This is a genomic window from Ensifer sp. LC11, assembly GCF_001695835.1.
GTDB lineage: Bacteria > Pseudomonadota > Alphaproteobacteria > Rhizobiales > Rhizobiaceae > Ensifer.
Genome location: NZ_MBSO01000032.1, coordinates 1 through 19,600, shown reverse-complemented (window position 1 = coordinate 19,600; position 19,600 = coordinate 1). Strand labels below are relative to the sequence as shown.

The window sequence follows — 19,600 nt, the reverse complement described above, 5'->3', positions numbered from 1 at the left end:
AGTCCCTTCTCTTTGAAAAGTCGTCCGGATCGATCAGCCTGCGGCTGCGACGCCGGCATTGGATGTCTCACGTGCCCGGATCACCTTGGCGCGCGAAAGCGATGAATTGTTCACGGAGCTATCGCACCAGCCGAGGAACTCCGCGAAGGAGTTGGACCAGGCCCGACGCGCCGCCGTTCTAAGGCAACCTTCCATGATGGGTGCAAGCAGGTTGCGGTCATGGGCAACCTCAGCGATCGCCTTCACCATGTCACGAACCACCTGCGGGTCGGAGGATGCATCGATCAGGATGCCATCCTCGCGATCGACGATCAGTTCGTCGACGGCGCCCACCGCCGTTGCGATCGGCACGCAACCGAGCTGCTGCGCCTCGGCGATCATCAAAGGCGCGCCTTCCCAGCGCGATGGCATCACCAAAACGTCCGCCCAGCCCAGCGCCTTGATCAGGTCGCGGCTGGCAAAGACCGGAGGACGCACGTCGACGCCGAGGTCCTTCAGCCGGTCCGTCCAGGAGAACGAGGCGTCGGCCAGAATTTCCCCGCCAATCGCGCGGGCGTCGCACGGCACGCGCGCCGCCCTGAGTTCCGCGATCGTCGCGGCCAGCCGGTCGATGCCTTTCTGCTGGTCGAGGCGGCCCATGTAGAGCAGCCGCAGACGGTCGTCCTTGCGCTCGATCCGTCTGACCTGCAGCACGTCGGCAAGCACTTTGGGCGGAACGGTGAAACTGGCGCCGTTTGGAACGGCGTAGATTTTTTCGAGCGGAACACCGAAGCTGTGCAGATAGAACTTCAGCTGTTCCGAGCAGGTGAGAAAGGCGTCGTAGCAATGCTCGTGTGCGATCGCCGCAAAAGGCTGCCCGGCCGGGCGCTTGAAGGGCGTGTTATCGATAACATGGAGATAGCAGGCGGTGCGCGTGCCTTCGGAACGCAGCCGCGCGATCAGCGGATGCACCGCCATGACGTGGTTGTTGATGACGAGGTCGAAGCCGGAGAGCTGGCCCTTCAGCGCCCCCCAATCGACCTCGTGATGTTCGGCAATGAAATCCTGCCCCAGGAACGAACCCGAACCGCCCCAGGCCGGAATGTCCTGATCCCAGAAATGCACATAGTCGAAGCTCGCGTCGAATTCGTCGATCACGTCCATCCGGCTGGTGCCAAGCACGAACAGGTGCGTTTCGTAGCCCGCGGCCCTGAGCTCACGCGAGGCCGCATAGATGACCTTCTCGGCGCCGCCGAAAGACGCGTTCGGCACGAGAAGCGCTGCGGTTTTCTTTCCCGCCTCGCTGTGTCCCAGCGGCAGCACCGGCGAGCCACCGATTTCCGTGCGCAACGCCTTGTGAAGATCGGAATAGGGCATGAGCCGCGGCGGACGCCAGGTCCAGCGGCGGCCGGCGGTGCGGCGCAGCGGGCTGGTGGCAATGGCGTTGACGCAGTTGATCATCACCTGTTGCGGGGTGATCAGTGTGCGGCGTGGCAGAGCCCGCGGGAACGGGAAGCGCACGTTGAGCACGGCCGAGGTCGGCCACACCTGCTGGCTGCCGATCGAGGCGAACCAGTCAAGCGCATTGTTGCGGATGACATCGCGCAAAAGCGCTGTCGAAATGAAGATGAGGTCCGGCTGGCCGACATGTTCGGCGCCCGCGTCGAGGAAGGTCGGCGCGATCTTGCGCTGCGTTGCGTCGTTGCCGAGATGCACGAACACAACGTTCGCCTTCTCACTCAGCCGCTCCAGGTGGCAAAGCACGTTGGGCAGCATGCGCGAGCGCAGGAGAAGATCGATGGTCGCACCGCTTCCCGCCATCACGAAGGGCGGGAAGTGAACGTTGTCAGGCTCGCCGGTGTTTGCCCAGAAGGCCGGAATGATATCGTCAAGCCGCAGCCGCTTCGGCTGCTTCGTCGGATCGGTGAAGAACGAGATCGCTGCGTCTTCGGTTCGAGCGAAGAGATAGCGCGGGCATTCCTCATGCTCGAAATCGACGAGCATCGGTCGCTGGAACAGCGCCCTGTGCCTCTTCCGAAGGAAGCTGACAGATGCGGCCCGGTCGCGGTTGGCTTCCTTGAAGCGGCTTTCCGCCCGCAGGCGATATTCAAATGTCGTGTCGTGGCAAGGCGTTCCGACGAAACCGTGCTCGACGCAGGAAAGCCAGAATTCCCAATCCTCGAAACCGTTCTGCCGGTCGTCGTTAAATCGGACACCTTCGCGGAAGACATCGATTGAGATCATCGAGCCTGTGTCACAGATATTGTCCGTGATGCAGTGGACCAGCCGGGAATAGTGGTTGCCGTAGTGCGCCCGCCAGCTGACCGAGAAGGTGTCGATGTTGGTGTAGACCCAGCCGGCACCGCTTTCATGCAGCCGTCGGTAAAGGGTCTCGATCGTACCCGGCAAGACGCGATTGTCGGCGTCGAGGAAGTAGACGGCCTTGGCCTCGGGCAGATTGTCGAGCACGTAGTCGATCGCGCGGTTGCGTGCCCCGCCCGGACCGGCATTGCGGCCGAACACCACGTGGATATCGGGGTGGGCAGCGGAATACAGCAACAGCTGATCGAACGTTTCATGCCGCGGATCGCCGTCAACCGAGACGACGACGGCAATCCGGCAATCCGAAAGTGTCGATGCGAGTGCTGACTCGACCGCCTCAAGCGCCAGCGCCGCATGACCATAGAGCGGCATGGCGATCGCTATCAGGTCGCGGGGATCGCTATTGCTGGACATGAGACGCACCGCCCGATTGCTTGACCATCCGGAAGCCCGAGACCTTGAGCCAGGAGAAATCGACCGAGTCGGTGACAGCTCGGCTCAGGATCATCAGATCCATGGGCTGGCGCACGGGTTCATCCAGCTGAAAATTGATGTTGATCGGTTGCTCATTCGTGACTTCGCGCCAGCCGCTGAAGAAGGCCGAAGGCTTCACCGATCCCTTGCGGGCAAGTTCGGCAACTTCCGAGCGCGCGTTCGAATTGGCAGGAGCCAGCAGGAAGCTAACGGCGGCAGGCGCGCCTTTCGGATGATCGACGATCGCGCTTGCCGAAAAGGATATGGTACCGGGCTCGACGGCGCGGCCGATGGCCCCAGCCGAAACCCCGGTTGCAAGCGGATGACAAACGACAGCGTGCTCGTGCTCGAGAAAGCGGACCGTCTGGAACTCCGGCACCACGGGCGTTACGGAGACATCGACAATCTGGCTCAAGAGATCGACGGACAGGCGGTAGTCCTCAATGAAGTGGCCGGCCAGCAACGCCGTCGGCGCGATCATGTTGGGCATGCGTGTCGGCTTGACGCCCGGCAGCCCGGTGTAAACGCGGAACGCTAGCGGGCGCAGGTCAAGGTCGGCGTGGCGCGTTTCTGAGCGCGCCGTATAGTGCTCGCTGGCAATAGGATAGCCGAGCGAGAGCCCGATTGTTTCGGCACCTGCCGTCGAGATCCTGAGCCGCAATGTTCTGGCACCGCCCCCGCATGTGCGCGGCAAGGCGAAGAAGTTCCAGCTGGGAACTAGTTGCGAGAACGGCACGGCCCATTCGGCTACCCCCTCGCCGCTCTCCACATAACTCAAGACGACAATCAGTTCGCCGCCGTCCCTTGGAACCGAATTGAAATGGAGCGCGATGCCGGCGACACCATGGCTGGAAACCGGCAAGAGCTGCTCGACGAAGGCATTGGCGATGAGGTGGCCGATCCCTTCGTCTTTTGGGTCAACATAGGGATCGTGGGCAAAAACCTCGGTGACTGGCTCCCAATTGCGCGCCTGGAAGGCGTCTTCGAGCGCGCGATAGTTTTCGAGCAGCGTTTCGCGCTCGCGCCGCAACAGCGCGAGCTCGGAGGTGATCGCCGACGAAAACCGCGCGAGACGCCCCACGCCGCCGTCCACAAGCGCCTGGATGAGCGCAGTGCCTTCGCCGACCGCCGGCGCACTCAACCGCTTGATCGGGACGTCAGGCACGGTGCCGAGGGCACGCAGCGACCCAAGTCCCTCCACGAGATCCGCCTCGCCCTCCTTCGAAAAGGCGATCGCGATCAGCGGGAAAACATTATCGAGAGTCGATTGCGAGCGATCGCCTGCCGGAAGGAAATGAACCAGGTGGGCGATGCCACTGCCTTCGACACTTTTCCTGTCGTGATCCGATGCCACCACCAGTTTTCGCTTCGCCTGCGAATACCTCACACCAGAAGACACCAACTCTTGCACGCGCCACCCTCGATACAACCAAATACTCTTTCAAGTTGAATTCGCCGAACCGAAATAAATCGGCGAATTCAACGATCTAGTAAAAGCATACCAAGGTTATTTGCAGTGCACAATAAGGTATATTTGTGTTTTTCATGAAATAATACTTCAGATTTTGAAGTATTATGCAGATGAAACCCGTAACATTTGAGTGGGTCTGGCGTTATCCATTGCCTTATCCAGCAATGTCATCTGCCTCGCCACGCAATCGCCCAGCCGGAATCGTTGTTCGACGGTCCGGCGCGCCGCTGCACGCATCTCCGAATACTTCTCTGGCTGCCGCAGGGCACCGGAGATCGCCTCGGCAAGCGCGTCCTCATCGAAAAACGGCACGAGCATGCCGTTGCGGCCGGAACTGATCACTTCCTGTACGGGCGCGGTGTCTGAGCCGATGACGAGTGCACCGCAGGCCATGGCCTCCAGGACCGACCAGGACAGCACAAACGGATAGGTCAGATAGATATGAGCGGCGGATATCTGGAACAATTGCCTGAGGACGCCGTGTGGCACCACCCCGGGAAACAGGAACCTGTCTGCCGGCACATCCAGCGACTGCAGCAGATGATCCTTCCATGAACCGCCGCCTTGTGGCGGAGCCCCGTAGCTGACGCCATCGCCGCCAACGAAAACGAAGAGTGCGTCGGGATGGCTCCGCGCCACTTTGGCGGCGGCCGCCAGCGCTTGCGGAAAGCCGCGATAGGGCTCGAGATCACGCGCGACGAAGGTGACGATGGGCGGATCTCCGGCCTTCAGCACGCGCCCGTCGGGAAGCTTCAGCGACGCCGACGCATCGGGACGGAAAACGCGCGTGTCAACGCCCTCATGGCACACGGCAATGCGCGCGCGATGTTCGGCCGGATAGAGGCTCCTTTGCCAATGGGTAGGACTGATGCCGCCATCCATCGCCTCCAGCGACAGGAGCTGCGCCATGTTGCGCAGCCGCAGCCGCTTTCGCGTGTCCGAATCAGGCTGATCGCCGGGGGCAAAGCCGATGTCGGCCCCTTCAGCGCGATAGAAGAATTCGCAATAGCCGAGCGTCGGAACATTGGGCAGCACGTCCTTGACGAACATCATGCTGCCCCAGCCGGTGTGCCCGACGACAACATCGGGCACCTGCCCCTGTCGCGCCATCGCGTCGAAAGTCTCGGCGACACGATGGCCGATGCGGACGTGATGATCCGGCACGCTGAGATGCCTTGCCATCTGCGCATTGGCCTGAGGTCCAGGCTCCGCCCTGTGCCGGATGACCCGCGTCGACGGTATCTTCTGATCCACGGTTTCCGTGACGAGGGTCACTTCGTTTCCCGTCTGCGCCAAGTGCGCCGCGAGAGCGGCGAACTGGCAGAAGCCACGCCGGTGTACAAATGCTACGTGCATGTTCCTAGCCTATTGCCGTTGAAAGGACAGCTTTTGCGCGGGCATCTCAAATGCCGTAGCGCGTTGCATTCCCCCAAACCAGCTCAAGCCGGTGCAGTGTCTGAAATGCAGTTTCGAGATTACGGCGATCCTGCTCACCGTGGCTGAGGACCCGTTCATAGGCGCCCGCCGCCTTGCGCAAGGCGTCGCAGAGTTGCTTGCCCTTGTCTGAAAGCCGGATGCGAGCCGAGCGTTTGTCGCGCTGCGACGCCGCCCTGTCGATGTACTCTCCGTCACCCAGCTGCTTCAGATAATAGGACACGTTCGAGCCGACATAGTGGCCTCGATCCAGCAGTTCGGCCACCGAGACTTCCGAATCGCCGATCGCCAGCAGGACCATAGCCTGTGCTGGGCCGATATCGTCGACCCCGAGCTTCGTCAGTTCGGCTCGCAACAGGCCGGTAAAGCGTCTGCTGGCGCGTTCCATCATCCGTGCCAATTCGAAATAGCTGACCACGGATGCTTCGCTTTCCTGGTCAATATTCTCGTGTTCAGGGCCACTTCCAGCTGCGTCATCCCCGGGCCGGATGGCAACAGCGCCGCCAAAATCTGCGAACGGATAGAGAATCCTTTGATTCATCCCTCTCTCCAACTAAGCATTACTACGATACTCAAAAATTACTTCAAATTTTGAAGCAATTTTTCGCCCCCTTTACTCCCCCCGAATACGATCATCTTGAGCATTCCACCATTATTGTGTCACACTTATCACGGCAACACTGTGATTTAAGTGATAACAAACAAAATAGCTTCCTCAAGACCCCAACGAACTTATCCAGAAAATCGCCACGCGTGACAGCAAACGAGGCAATATGATTAGCAAGAACCAAATTGGGCCAAAGACGGCGCAAAATGGAGCAAATGATCCACGGCTGCTTATTATGAAGGCACGCCGCGTGTTCGTTTTGGCACTTATTTATGCAGCGGTGCTCAGTGCTTGCATCGGCGTCTTGCAGCTCTCGACGCCACTCTACATGATGCAGGTGCACGACCGCGTGCTGAACAGCCAGAGCATGGACACGCTGACCATGCTGACGATTCTCGTCGTCGGCGCGCTCGTGATCTACGGCGTGCTCGAATACATCCGGGCGCTGACATTCCAGGCGATGGGCAGTGCCGTCGTGCGCTGGCTGAACCTGCCGGTGCTCACCGCCGCGGTACAGGCGGCGGCCGATCAAGGGCTGACCCGCGCGACGCAGTCGCTACGGGACCTGGTGGAATTGCGCAGTTTTCTGACCACCTCGGCCGTCAGCGCGCCGCTCGATGCCGCCTGGTCGCCGATCTTCCTCGGCGTCCTGTTCGCACTGCATCCGATGTTCGGCCTCCTGGGCGCCATTTCAATTACCCTGCTTGTGTGCTGTGGCTTGCTGACTGATTTGCTGACTCGCCGGCTTATGAAAGAGGCCAATCAAGCCAATATCGAGGCCGTTTCGAAAATAGGTGCGAGCTTGCGCCATGCCGAGGCCATCGAGGCGATGGGCATGCTCCCGGCTCTCGCCCGACGCTGGCGAGCAGCACAACTGCATGCGCTCGAATCGCTCGAAGTCAGCGGCAGCCGAAGCAAGGCGATGGCCTCGATCACGCGTTCTCTGCGCTTCATGATCCAGTCGGCGGCGCTTGCAACCGGCGCCATTTTGGTGATGAAGCAGGAAATTTCTCCCGGCGCGATGATGGCGACAACCATTCTGGTCGGGCGCCTTCTCGCCCCGTTCGATTCGATGATTGAAAACTGGCGGCAATGGGTAACGGCCATTGCCAGCTGGCGCCGAATCGAAGCGGCCCTCAAGCAGGATCTCGCCGTACGCCAGACGATGCCGCAGCCGCGCACACAGGGCGACCTCGTCGTCGACAAGCTGGTCTACGCCGCTCCCGGTCTCGATGTACCGATCATCAAGGGCATCGGATTTTCGCTTTCTCCCGGCGAGGTTCTCGGCATCGTCGGCCCGTCCGCCGCGGGCAAATCGACCCTTGCTCGGCTGCTCGTCGGCATTCTGAAGCCGACCACCGGCGGCGTCTTCCTCGATGGCAACAATGTCTACCTTTGGGAACGCTCCTCCTTCGGCCAGATGACCGGCTATCTGCCGCAATCCGTGTCCCTGCTGGAAGGAACCATCCGAGACAACATTTCGCGCATGGAGGAAGGCGAGCCCCAAAAGGTGCTCGAAGCGGCCCGTCTTGCCGATGTACACGACATGATCGGACGCCTGCCGCTCGGTTACGACACGCCGGTTGGAGACGGTCACCTCACGCTTTCGGGCGGCCAGCGCCAGCGCATAGCACTCGCACGCTGCCTTTACGACAGACCACGCCTGATCGTTCTCGACGAGCCGAACGCCAATCTGGATGCGATCGGCGAGCGGGCGCTGATCCGCGCGATCGAGCGGGCGCGCAACGACGGCGCGATCGTCATCATGATCGCCCACCGCCCCACCATCATGCAGGCTGCAGACAAGCTGCTTGTCCTTGAAAACGGCCGTATCACCCAGTTCGGGCCACGCACCGACGTGGTCGCGTCCATGACACCCGGCGAACCCAGACGGGAAGGCGTTTCCGCATGACGAACAAGAAAAACTTGCCGATCGCGCGCGACGCTCAGAGTGTCGTGGCGAGCGACCAGGCCAATCGCCTGCCCGCCATCCCCGATAGGCCCCACCCGCTGCACGGGCTGGAAGTGGATGCCGAAGGCAGCGCCTTTGCTCCGCTCAGAGGCGTCGTTCTCGCGGGCATGACGACGATCCTCGTCGCCTTCGGCGGCTTTTTTGGCTGGGCGTTTTCGACGGAGCTCAGCAGCGCCTCGGTTGCGAGCGGCACGATCGTGGTCGATACGAAGCGCAAGACGGTCAGCCACTTCGAAGGCGGCATTCTGAACCGGCTGCTCGTCCAGGAGGGCGATCGCGTCACGGCCGGTCAGCCACTGGCCAAGCTTGAGGACACGCGGGCCCGCTCCGACCTGCAGGCGCTGCAAAGCCGCCGCATCGGCCTGATCGCAAAACTCGCGCGCCTGCGCGCCGAGCAGACCGAATCACAAGCAATCGCCTTCCCCAGCGATCTGACGGCAACATCGGATGCGACGGCCGAGGACGCGGTCAAGGCCGAAACGAACTTCTTCGACAGGCGCCGCGAGGCCAAGACCGGCCGCCTCGACGTTCAGCGCAAGACGATCGAGGAGTTTTCCGAAAAGGCGAAATCGCTTACCGAGCAGATCCGTGCAACGGATCGCCAGATCGAACTGATTACACAGCAGCGTACGTCAATCGCGACCCTGGTCGAGAAAGAGTACGCACAGCGTTCGAAGCTGATCGAAATCGACGCCAAGCTCAGCGAGCTGGCCGCAACCCGTGGCGAGCTCGCCGGCAACAAGGCCCAGGCCGAAAAGGCGGAAGCCGGAGCGGAACTCGGGCTGACCGGCATCGAGAATGAGTTTCAGTCGGAGATCGCCGGCGAAATCACCACAGCCCGACTTGAGCTTTCCGACGTCGAAGAGCGGCTGGTGGCCGCCAAGGACATCTTGACCCGCCTCGATATCCGCTCGCCGCAGGCCGGCATCGTCACCAACATTCAGCTGCGCACGCCAGGCAGCGCCGTCTCGGCCGGCCAGCCGCTGCTCGACATCGTGCCTGAGGACGAGCCGCTGCTCGTCGAAATGCATGTCGGCACCCGCGACATCGACAGCATCGGCATCGGCTCCAAGACGCAGATCCGACTGACAGCCTACAACCAGCGCACACATTTGCCGCTGGAGGGCGAGATCAGCTATGTGGCAGCGGACCAATCGGTCGATGAAAAATCGAACGTCTCCTACTACGTCGCGCGCGCCCGCATCGCGCCAGCATCATTGTCGGCAAACCCGGATATCCGTCTTTATCCAGGCATGCCGGCCGAGGTGCTCATCGTCCACAAACCGCGCTCGGCGATCGACTACATGGTCTCACCGATCGCGGACAGCGTGAACCGGGCATTCCGGGAAGACTGATCCAAGCAGCGTCCAATTTCGGCGACGGCCGGCGAATTTCAATTTCGCCGGCAATTTGTTTCTAATTTTGAATTTATTTCTAAGTAATAGCAAAACTATTAGCCCCTTATATCTCGGGGATAATCATCAAAATGACACAAGATATACATCGTAGGTAGCAGATAATAATACAGTACAGCTGACATTTATTTATTTTTGCTGTTGCCATATGTTTTTTTGCAGTGCAATGTCGCCGCGCTCATCCAAGGTTTGAGTGCCAGAGATGAGCGTAAGCAACAACTAAGAGGAGTAGCATATGGCCACGTTGGAAGGCGGCGCGTATGACGACGCCCTTTTTGGCTCGCGCTTCGACGACTTCATCCATGCTCGCGCAGGCGATGACTTCGTGAACGGAGGCAATGGCGACGACACCATTTTCGGTGACGAAGGTGATGACCTGCTGTTCGGCGGCAACGGGAGCGATACCCTGTTTGGCGGCTGGGGCAGCGATGTTCTCCATGGCGACAACGGGAACGACGTCCTGTTTGGCGGCCAGGGTGATGACTTGCTTTACGGCGACAATGGGAACGATATTCTCATTGGCGGCGGCGGCAGCGACCTGCTCATGGGCGGCCGCGGTAACGACATCCTGTTCGGTGGTGCCGACAACGACATCATTAACGGCGGCAAGGGCGACGACGTCATGACCGGCGGCGAAGGCAGCGATGTGTTCGTCTTTGACGGCGGTGGCGGCAATGACGTCATCCTCGACTTCACGCCCGGCGAAGACCTCCTTCAAATCTCGAAGGACATCAACGGCCTCGATATCTCGTCTCCGGAAGATCTGGCATCGCGCGTCACCCAGGTTGGCGGCAATGTAGTCATCGACTTCGGCCATGGCGACACGCTGACGCTGGTCAATGCGGACGCCGACGACATCCAGGCCAACCCGAACCAGTACTTCACGATCCATTGAGATTGACTGGCGCGCCCCACTTCCTCCCGTGGGGCGCCCTCCCTTCTGTCCAGGAGTAGCGCGTGACGGCAGACGACCGTATCAGAAGCTTCGGCCAAGATTTCGCAAGCGCCGCAGCATTCAGGCTCAGCTCCGATGTTGCTGTGCTGATCTGGGACACGCCCGCCGAACGACTGGCGAAAACCAAATACACGCTTGCGGCATCCCGATCCCTGGTTCCTCTCGTCAGCATGGTGCTTCCGCGCGCCGATGGCGGACAACGCGTCTTCTGGGCCATGCGTCCCGGAAGCGAGCGCGAGCTTGCGGAAATCGCCGCCGACGGCGATATCCTTCAGACTGTTGTTCTCGAGCCCGTAAGCAGGCTGCCTTTCCTTGACCTGGCAGCTCAACTTGCCGACCTGCAGCCCGAGGGCCGCCTCAAGTTTCTCAACAACCTGTTGACGGTCTGGAGAAGCGCATTTCGTCTTTCTCGAGATGAGTTTTTTATTGGCCTCGTCGATGACGTCATCCATGCGCTGAACCTCGGGCAGCGTCCAGCGACGGTCGTCTGCCGGCTCGCGCAGGGACGATACCTGGCGGAAACGACGGTTAGTTCCGAATTGGGCGAGATCAATGCGATCTACGCACTGAGCGCGGACGCTGTTTTGCCGTTGCCGCCGCAGTTTGCCGTCACCGGTCGGATGGAGCGCGGCCAGCGTCGCTGCCATTTCGTTCTGGAAACGCCGCGGGCTCCGAGAGCACTCTCGCTGATGATCGTCGGGAAGCGCGGTATTGCGATCCGCGAACTGGCGCAACGCGGGTCCCGTCACCCCAGCCTCCAGGAATGGTGGCCGGAGCACGGCGCTGAACCTGGCCTGCGCGAATTCGTCGTGCGCTGCCTTTCCGAGATGCCGGAAAATGGCACGGCACTTGCGATCGACCTGCAGCTTCGCTCCGCCCTGCCGGCCCGGAAGGCCGGCAAGTCCCCGCTCCATCCCGGTGCGGAAATAGACCTTGCGCTTGCCTTGCCCGAAGGACTGCTGGTTGGCGGCTGGACGCGCGATGCAAATGGCGTTCTTGCCGGCATCGATTATCTTCAGGAAGACGGAACAGCTCTGCCGATCGACGGCAACTGGTATGAGTTTCCCGGCTGGGCACACGGAGCGGAAGAAGGTTCCAGGACAGATGTCACGGGCTTCGTCAGCTGGCTGCCGATGCGAGAGCCGCTCGGCGCGCTCCTTCAGCCACGCTTCCAGATGCGGCTTGCCTCCGGTGCCGTCAAACCACTCGTTCCGAAGCCACAGCCCTTCGACCCGGCAACGCAACGCAATCGCATCCTGCGGGCCGTGCCACCGCAGCACGCGATCGACGCCGCATTTCGCACGATCCTCGCGCCCGCGCTCAAGGGCGTCGAACAACGGCTGGGCAAGACCATTCATGTCGACCAGACAAAGGATTTTGGCCCCTTGCTCGACGCACCGCTGGTATCGATCGTCGTGCCGCTTTACCGGGTGCTTGATTTCCTGCGGTTCCAGCTCTCCGGCCTTGCGACCGACCCCTTTGTCGCGGCCAATGCCGAGATCATCTACGTGCTCGATTCTCCGGAGATCCACGACGAAACGGAGCATTTGCTCGGCGGCTTCCACCTGCTTCACGGGCTCTCGATGAAGCTTGTGGTGATGAACCGCAACGGCGGCTATGCCCGCGCCTGTAACGCCGGCGCGCGCTTTGCCCGCGGCCAGGTGGTCGTCATGCTCAACTCCGACGTTGTGCCTTGCGGACCCGGCTGGCTCGAGACCCTCGCGCTCTCGGTCCTGCGGCAGAAGTCCATCGGTGCAATCGGCCCGAAACTTCTCTTCGAGGATGGCTCGCTGCAACACGCCGGCCTCTACTTCGCAAGAAACAAGCAGGACATCTGGCTCAATCACCACTTCTTTAAGGGCATGCCCGGCGCCTATCCGCCGGCGCAGGAAGCGCGCGTCGTTCCCGGCGTGACCGGCGCCTGCCAGGTGATGCGGCGGGAGGTCTGGGAGATGGTCGGCGGCTATGCCGAGGACTTCGTGATCGGCGACTACGAGGACAGCGACCTTTGCCTCAAGATCCGCAAGGCCGGCTTCGACATCGTCTACGAGCCTGCCGCCTGCCTTTACCATCTCGAGCGGCGATCGATCAGCCGCAGCCAGGATTACACGCGCGGTGTCGCCAGCCAATACAATGCATGGCTGCACACCGAGCGCTGGAATGACGACATCGCTGCTTTGATGCCAGCCACCCTCGGCGCCGAAGAGGCGGCAGCGCCGAGCACCAGGAATATTGCCGCCAGGAGCGCCGCATGAACCAACCCGCACTTCGCCAAGCAGACAGCCTTGAGCCGATCTGGCAGCCGAACGAAGACCGCATTGAAGGCATGCTTCAGACCGTGCTTGCCAACCGGTTTCTGCCGCAGCCCGACAAAAACAGCGTCTTTGTCGGAGACGGCAGCTACCGGGCGGTCGGCGCGGAATTTCTTGGCCATTTCATCCGGTTGGGTGGATTGCAGCCGGCAAGCCGCGTGCTCGACATCGGTAGCGGCATCGGCCGGATGGCGGTTCCACTCACCCAGTATCTCGACGCAGAGCGCGGCCACTATGTCGGGATAGATCCGGTTGAAGGCGGTATCGCCTGGTGCCGCCAATCCGTCACGCCGGTCTATCCGAACTTTACCTTCCAGCATGTCGACATCGCCAATGAGCTCTATAACCCCACGGGTAAGATCAATGGCAAGGCACTGAGACTGCCATACCCGGACCGTCAGTTCGACTTCGCGATCATGACCTCGATCGTCACGCATCTGCCGCCCGACGAGGTCCTCGTCTATCTCAGTGAGGTCAGCAGGATGCTGAAGCCCGGTGGCCGGCTTTTCATGACGGCCTTCGTCGTCGATCAGGTGGCTGCAAGGAACGAATCCGGCAGACGGGATCAGCGCCTCGCCTTCAAGCGCAGCGGCGACGGCCCGTGCTGGTTCGTGCCGGGCCTGCCACCGCTTGCTGCCGTCGGTTTCGACGACGGTTTTCTCGATCGGGCGCTGGAGCGCGCGGGCTTCTCGACGGTGCTCAAATCGCTCGGCCACTGGCGCGGAGAGGCCGCTGGTCACTATCAGGATATTTTCGTCGCTGAGCGCCGGGGCGTGAGCGCATGACGAAGCGCGTTCTGGTCGCAGCCCATAATCATCCGGCGCTCCACCCGGGAGGCACCGAGATTTTTGCGCACGACCTCTTCCGCGCCTACCAGCGCGCCGGCCATGAGGTGCTCTTTCTTGGTGCGACCAACCAGACCCATCGTCAGGTGCGTCCCGGCACGAGCTTCCAGGCGATCGGCTCGGCTGGAGACGAGGTGCTGTTGTGGTCCGGCCACTTCGACCGCTTCTTCATGAGCCAGATCGACCTCTACGGTGTCGTCCCTGATCTCACCGAACTCTTGCGCGAATTTCGGCCTGATGTGGTGCACATCCACCATCTGCTGCTGCTTGGCGCCGAGTTTCCGCATATCGTGCGCCGGACCTTGCCGGACTGTCGGATCGTGATGACACTGCACGACTACTACCCGCTCTGCCATCACGACGGCCTGATGGTGCGCACGAGTGGCAAGGAACTCTGCCACAAGTCATCCCCCGACCGCTGCCACGGCTGTTTCAAGGACATCCCGCTTGATCGCTTCGTGTTGCGCGAACAGCACCTGAAGGCATTGCTGAGAACCGTTGACCGCTTCGTCTCGCCGAGCCAATTCCTCAGGCAGCGTTTCATCGACTGGGGGCTTGACCCCGAGCAGATCGACGTCATCGCCAATGGCTTGCCGCGCCGGGACGCCCCGTCGCGAAAGGACCGGCAGGAGAACGACCGTCCGGTTTTCGGCTATTTCGGCAACCTCAACCCCTGGAAGGGAACCACTGTTCTTTTGGAGGCCGCCCGGCAACTGATCGACGAGGGCCTGCGCTTCGAACTCAGGGTGCATGGCGGCGCGCCGTTTCAGAGTGACAGCTTCAAGGATGACATCGCGCGCCTGTTCAAGAAGACGGCGCCGACCGTGCAGCAGCGCGGCGCCTACCGGCGCGAGGATATCGCCGAACTCATTGCCGCAGTCGATTGCACGGTCGTACCTTCGATCTGGTGGGAAAACGCGCCGCTGGTAATCGGCGAAGCGCAATCCCAGCGCAAGCCGGTGATCGCCAGCAACATCGGCGGCATGGCCGAAATGGTTCAGGATGGCGTGAACGGTTTGACCGTCTCTCCCAACGATCCGCGGGCGCTCGCGGCCGCCATGCGCCGCATTGCCGAAAATCCGGACCTCAGGCGCCGCCTTTCGACAGGCGCCCGCAAACCCGACGATATCGACACCACAGCCCGGCGTTATCTCGCGCTCATCGACGCGATAGAGCGTGAGGAAACCGCCGCAGCGTAGAGCGGTTCCAGTTGAAACGGAACCACAAAAACCGCTCTATCTCTTTGTTTTTACGCATTTCCGGACGCAAATCCACTACGCAGTTTTGCTGGAAATGCTCTAGGGGAAGACCATGTCTGTAGCAGCCGACAAACCGGACGTCGCTCCGGAACAGAACAATTCGAAGCCCTTGAAGGGCCGTGTGGATGCGATCGATCAGGGCCGCGTCTTCGGTTGGGCGTTCGATCCGGAGACACCCGAAAAGAGGCTCGCCATTCGCGTGCTGCTGGACGGCAAGGTCATCGCCGAGGCGCTGGCCGACCGCAACCGGCCCGACCTCAAGCGCAACGGCATCGGCGACGGCAACCACGCCTTCGAGATTGCACTGCCGGAGATGGCAAGCGCGCGCGCCGGCGAACTCGTTGTCATGGCTTCGACGGACAAGGGCGGGGAACTGCCGTTGCGCGTTCCAAAGCCTGACGAGCAGGCGGCCGAAGCACTGATCGCAGCACCTCTTGCCAAAGTGCTCGACAAGCTCGATGTGCTGATGGCCGCACAACGGCAACTCCAGGTTTCCCAGCGCTCCGCCATGCGGACAAAGCTTGATGACGGCGAGGATGGCGAAGTTCCCGGACTTGCAGCTGTCAGCGACGATGTCGCCAGCCTGCGGGCCGAGATCACCCAACGACTGACGGACCTTGACGTTCACCTGATGCGCCTTGATGGCGTGGTCGCAGCCATGGAGAAGAGCCTCAACGCGCTGAAGCAACGCTCGAACGGGGACCTGAAGCCTGCATTCCTGCTTCTCTTCGTGCTCGCCGGCTTTGCCGCAGGCGCGATGCTTTCCCTCTTCCTGCGGACCTGAGGCGGCTCATGGCCAATTCCGAGCTCGCCCTTTCCCCCGCCTCCACCCCCGCTCCGCTTGCAAGGATCACCCGCAGCGGAAGGGTCGTCGTGTGCCCCGTCGACGAGACGCTCCTGATCGTGATCGGCGCCGGCGGCCCCATGCCGGAACAGGCACCGGCAGAGCTGGACGAAGATCCGTCTCGCGAAGCGGTCGCGTCGATCATCGGCTGGCGGCTCGCGACACCCCAGTCGTCTGCGACGCACGGCTTTGCGGCACTCGTGTCCGCCGAAACGACTGAGCGTCTTCCCACAACCATTCGCTTCGGAACGGAGAACAGCGGCAGGCGCCACATCGTCGCGTCGCGCGCGGCATCGGCTGGCGAAGTCGCTGTGATGCTGAAGGAGCTCGCCGGTCCCCAGCTGGTGCATATCCTTGGTCGCCTGGTTGACGTCCTGATGAAGCAGCCCTCAAGCGATGGACGGCTCGGCTTGATCATGTCGCTGCTGAAAGCCGGAACTGCCGCCGACGGTTACATCGAACTGCTGGGCGAAAGCCATGACGACGCGATCGCCCTCAAGGGCTGGGCACATGACATGCCCGCGGGCGTCTGCAGGGCAATCGTCAAGGCAGAGACACCCTCCTTTGCGGAGTGCTCGATCGCGGTCTTTCCCCGAAACGATGTGCCTGATGGTGCCGCCGGCTTTGTCGGACTGTTGACCGCAGCCGACCTGCCACGTGTGCGCGATATCAAGGGTATCTACTATCGCGGCCGCGGTGCCTGGCGATATGCGCCAATCCATGAGCGCAAGGTCATCGCCGGCCCGCTCGAGACACCCGGCCATATCCGCACGCTTCTGCTTCAGAGCCAGAGCGCGCCCCAAGTGCTGCTGAGCCTTCGCGGGGCCGCCAACGGCTTCGACGGAACAGAGACGATCTCAAGCCTGCCGGTCCCCGTGCGCCTCGGCGTCGATACGCTCTATCAGGGCGATGACGGTGCCTATCTGATCTCTGGCTGGCTGCTCGACCCCGATAATCATGTCGAAAGCGTCCGTCTGCGCCGGCAACGTGCCGACGCCCGCCTGGACGATGGCTGGACCCGCACGGAACGGCTCGACGTCGAAGAGGCTTTCATTGACCGGCCGGAATTCAAGAGCGCCGTTTCGGGCCACCGGCGTTCGCATGGCTTTATTGGCCTCGTGCCGGCTCTTGGCGGCGAGGCTCAAGCGTCCGTTCATCTTGAGCTCACCCTTCGCGACGCGCGTCGCGCCTATATGCCTCTTTTCCCGGTGCGGCTGCCGGCACGGGTTGCGGCCCTGCGGCTGCTCAACGCGATCGATCCGACCAGCTGGGCGCTTCCCGATATAATCGATCGGCAGATCGTTCCGTTTTTGACGGCCACGCGCGTTGGCCTGCCGGTCATCGAAACCGTCGTCGACGCAGGTGCATTCGACCAGGCTGAAGGCCCCGCGATCCTCATCGTTGCCGGAGAAGCCGAGGAAGATTTCGCAGCGTTGCTCGGGCTTCTGGCACTTGACCCGCATACGCGTCGCGCGCCGATCGCGCTCGCCTTGCCGGCCGACCGGTTCCGCAGGCACGCCGCCCGCATCCGCCAGCTTGCGGAATTCTACCGCTTGCCACTGCGCCTGGTGTCCGTCGAAGACGCCGGCGATGTTACCGACCTGGCGCAAGCAGCAGCCCAGACTGTAGACAGCGAGACGCTTATCCTGCTTTCCGCGTCGCTGACGCCCGCCAATCCCGGTTGGTACCGGTCGTTGGTGGCGGCACACGAGACAAACAAGGCAAGCATCATCTCCCCGACGCTCGCCTATGAGGACCACTCGATCCGCTGGGCCGGTAGTACGTCGCTTGATCGGCCGGATCTCCTTCAATCGAGCCGCTATGCCGGCTATCCGGTCGGCGCCGTCAACCGCTTGAAGCTGACGCGGGTCGCAGCAGCTTCACTTGATTGCTGCATCATGCCGCGTCGGGCGTTGATGGAGGACTTGGGCACGTCGCCAAGCTATCTCGGCGCGTCGCTCAAAGGATTGGATCTCGCGCTCCGGCTAAGCGGCAAGGGCTATGACGCCTACTGGCTGCCCTCCCTGCAGATGGTGGGATCCGACGAGATTGCCGGATCCGGCTCTGCGGCAACCGCTCGGTTCACAGAACGGGTCGATCGGACCCTTTTCCGTAACCGGTGGACGTCCGCCACCGAAACCGGCAACGCGCTTCTCGAAGGGGCTTCCGCATGAGTGAAAAACTCCGCGTGCTCGTGGTTTCTCATGGCCACCCGACCCATTCGCTTGGCGGAGCAGAAATTGCCTCGCACAGTCTGCACAAGGCTTTGAACGGCATGGCCGGCGTAGAATCGATCTACCTCGCCCGCGTCGGCAATCCCGTGCCGCGTCATGGCGCGTCGGCGCTGATGAGCCTGCGTCTCGCCATGGACGAGGTGCTCTATCACGCCGAAGACTTTGACCACTTTTTCCTTTCCAACGGCGATACGGATGCGATCCGCCGCGACCTCTTGCGTTTCGTCGGCGATATCAAGCCCGATATCGTTCACTTCCACCACATCCTCGGCTTCGGCCTGGAAGCGCTCTACGCTGTGCGCGATGCGCTGCCCAAGGCGCGCATCGTCATCACCTTCCATGAATATCTGCCGATCTGCCACAACCACGGGCAGATGGTGAAACGACCCTCGGGCCAGCTTTGCAACGGCGCCTCGCCGATCAGTTGCCACACGTGTTTTCCGGAGATCCCGGTGTCGCGCTTCGTGCGCCGCGAGCAGTTCGTGCGCGGCATGCTCAACCTTGCCGATGCCTTCATCGCCCCGAGCGCCTTTCTCGCCAATCGTTATGTCGAATGGGGGATCGAGGCGGAGAAGATTTTCGTCGTCGAAAACGGCATCGTCTTGGGCGAAAAGGCGCCGGCGCGCGAACTGCCGGCACCCACGGCGCGGCGCAATCGCTTCGCCTATTTCGGGCAGATGACGCCATTTAAGGGCGTACACGTGCTGATCGACGCGGTGTCGCGTATTCCGGACGAGATCTGGGGCGACGATTCCAGCCTGATGATTTTCGGTGGCAATCTCGAGCGCCAGCCGAAGGGCTATCAGGAGCGCGTGGCCAAACTGATCGAAGACGCCGGTCGTCGCGTCCGCTTCTATGGTTCCTATCAGAACCAGGACATGCCGCGGCTGATGCGTTCGGTCGATTGGGTGGTGATGCCCTCGGTCTGGTGGGAGAACTCCCCCATCGTCATCCAGGAGGCGCTCCACCACGGCCGGCCGATCCTGTGCTCCGACGTCGGCGGCATGGCTGAAAAGGTCCGCGACCGTCTCGACGGCCATCACTTCCGCACCGGCAGCGCCCAGGACCTTGCCGACAGGATGATCGACGTGTTGAAGACACCGCGCTCATGGGACAACCTGCGCGCAACCATGCGGCGGCCAATGAGCCATGTCGACTGCGCAAGGGAACATGTTGCGCTTTACCGCAAGATGCTGAAGGACGAGCAACCGGCTGTTCCGAGCGCAGCGGTGGCCTGAGCCGACCGCGCGCTCCGTCCCGTCCCTCACCTCGCATCTACAAGCGACCAACTTCCCGCTCGAGGGACATTCCATTGCTTATCGGGCAATGGAATGTCCTGGTTTTTCTTAAAGGTCAGCTTAAAGCATCGTACGTTTAATCAGACGCCTACCCTGCCGCCTTGAGATAGTTCCAGCACTCGGTTCTGTTGAAGAGGTTGCAGATGGACCCGAGGGCGTTTGAGAGCGTGTCGAAGGTT

At 61.7% G+C, this 19,600-nt stretch carries 13 protein-coding genes; 9 read left to right on the top strand and 4 right to left on the bottom strand.

The window, feature by feature from the left end:
• Positions 1 to 33: 33 nt before the first annotated feature.
• The 4 genes from BBX50_RS20910 to BBX50_RS20895 form a co-directional block, all read right to left on the bottom strand.
• Positions 34 to 2,715, bottom strand: a complete 2,682-nt coding sequence (locus BBX50_RS20910) for a glycosyltransferase (RefSeq protein ID WP_065777256.1) — start codon at positions 2,713 to 2,715, stop codon at positions 34 to 36.
• The gene (locus tag BBX50_RS20905; protein WP_201723504.1) at positions 2,702 to 4,174 is read right to left on the bottom strand and encodes a DUF6212 domain-containing protein; all 1,473 of its coding nucleotides are present in this window, start codon (positions 4,172 to 4,174) and stop codon (positions 2,702 to 2,704) included. The genes BBX50_RS20910 and BBX50_RS20905 overlap by 14 nt, the downstream gene beginning before the upstream one ends.
• A gap of 174 nt (positions 4,175 to 4,348) precedes the next feature.
• Positions 4,349 to 5,602 (bottom strand): glycosyltransferase family 4 protein, encoded by a 1,254-nt coding sequence (locus tag BBX50_RS20900; RefSeq protein WP_065777254.1) that lies wholly within the window; start codon positions 5,600 to 5,602, stop codon positions 4,349 to 4,351.
• 46 nt (positions 5,603 to 5,648) lie between these two features.
• Complete coding sequence (locus BBX50_RS20895; protein ID WP_065777253.1) at positions 5,649 to 6,221, bottom strand: MarR family transcriptional regulator; 573 nt, start codon at positions 6,219 to 6,221, stop codon at positions 5,649 to 5,651.
• 232 nt (positions 6,222 to 6,453) lie between these two features.
• Between BBX50_RS20895 and BBX50_RS20890 the strand changes: the two genes are divergently transcribed.
• The 9 genes from BBX50_RS20890 (at position 6,454) to BBX50_RS20850 (ending at position 19,361) form a co-directional block, all read left to right on the top strand.
• Positions 6,454 to 8,199 (top strand): type I secretion system permease/ATPase, encoded by a 1,746-nt coding sequence (locus tag BBX50_RS20890; RefSeq protein ID WP_065777252.1) that lies wholly within the window; start codon positions 6,454 to 6,456, stop codon positions 8,197 to 8,199.
• Positions 8,196 to 9,614, top strand: coding sequence for an HlyD family type I secretion periplasmic adaptor subunit (locus BBX50_RS20885; RefSeq protein ID WP_065777251.1), 1,419 nt, complete (start codon positions 8,196 to 8,198; stop codon positions 9,612 to 9,614). Before BBX50_RS20890 ends, BBX50_RS20885 begins: the two co-directional genes overlap by 4 nt.
• Before the next feature lie 295 nt (positions 9,615 to 9,909).
• On the top strand, positions 9,910 to 10,569 hold the full coding sequence (locus BBX50_RS20880; protein ID WP_065777250.1) for a calcium-binding protein: 660 nt from the start codon (positions 9,910 to 9,912) through the stop codon (positions 10,567 to 10,569).
• Positions 10,570 to 10,631: 62 nt separating this feature from the next.
• Positions 10,632 to 12,884 carry a glycosyltransferase family 2 protein gene (locus BBX50_RS20875; protein ID WP_065777249.1) on the top strand — a complete coding sequence of 751 codons (2,253 nt, stop codon included), beginning with the start codon at positions 10,632 to 10,634 and terminating at the stop codon, positions 12,882 to 12,884.
• A complete protein-coding gene (locus BBX50_RS20870) occupies positions 12,881 to 13,726 on the top strand; it encodes a class I SAM-dependent methyltransferase (protein WP_065777248.1) in 846 nt (281 codons plus the stop codon). Before BBX50_RS20875 ends, BBX50_RS20870 begins: the two co-directional genes overlap by 4 nt.
• Complete coding sequence (locus tag BBX50_RS20865) at positions 13,723 to 14,985, top strand: glycosyltransferase family 4 protein (RefSeq protein WP_065777247.1); 1,263 nt, start codon at positions 13,723 to 13,725, stop codon at positions 14,983 to 14,985. Before BBX50_RS20870 ends, BBX50_RS20865 begins: the two co-directional genes overlap by 4 nt.
• 112 nt (positions 14,986 to 15,097) lie before the next feature.
• Positions 15,098 to 15,829, top strand: a complete 732-nt coding sequence (locus BBX50_RS20860) for a hypothetical protein (RefSeq protein WP_065777246.1) — start codon at positions 15,098 to 15,100, stop codon at positions 15,827 to 15,829.
• A gap of 8 nt (positions 15,830 to 15,837) precedes the next feature.
• Complete coding sequence (locus tag BBX50_RS20855; RefSeq protein ID WP_065777245.1) at positions 15,838 to 18,063, top strand: hypothetical protein; 2,226 nt, start codon at positions 15,838 to 15,840, stop codon at positions 18,061 to 18,063.
• Positions 18,060 to 19,361, top strand: a complete 1,302-nt coding sequence (locus BBX50_RS20850; protein ID WP_065777244.1) for a glycosyltransferase family 4 protein — start codon at positions 18,060 to 18,062, stop codon at positions 19,359 to 19,361. The genes BBX50_RS20855 and BBX50_RS20850 overlap by 4 nt, the downstream gene beginning before the upstream one ends.
• The last annotated feature ends 239 nt before the right edge of the window (positions 19,362 to 19,600 follow it).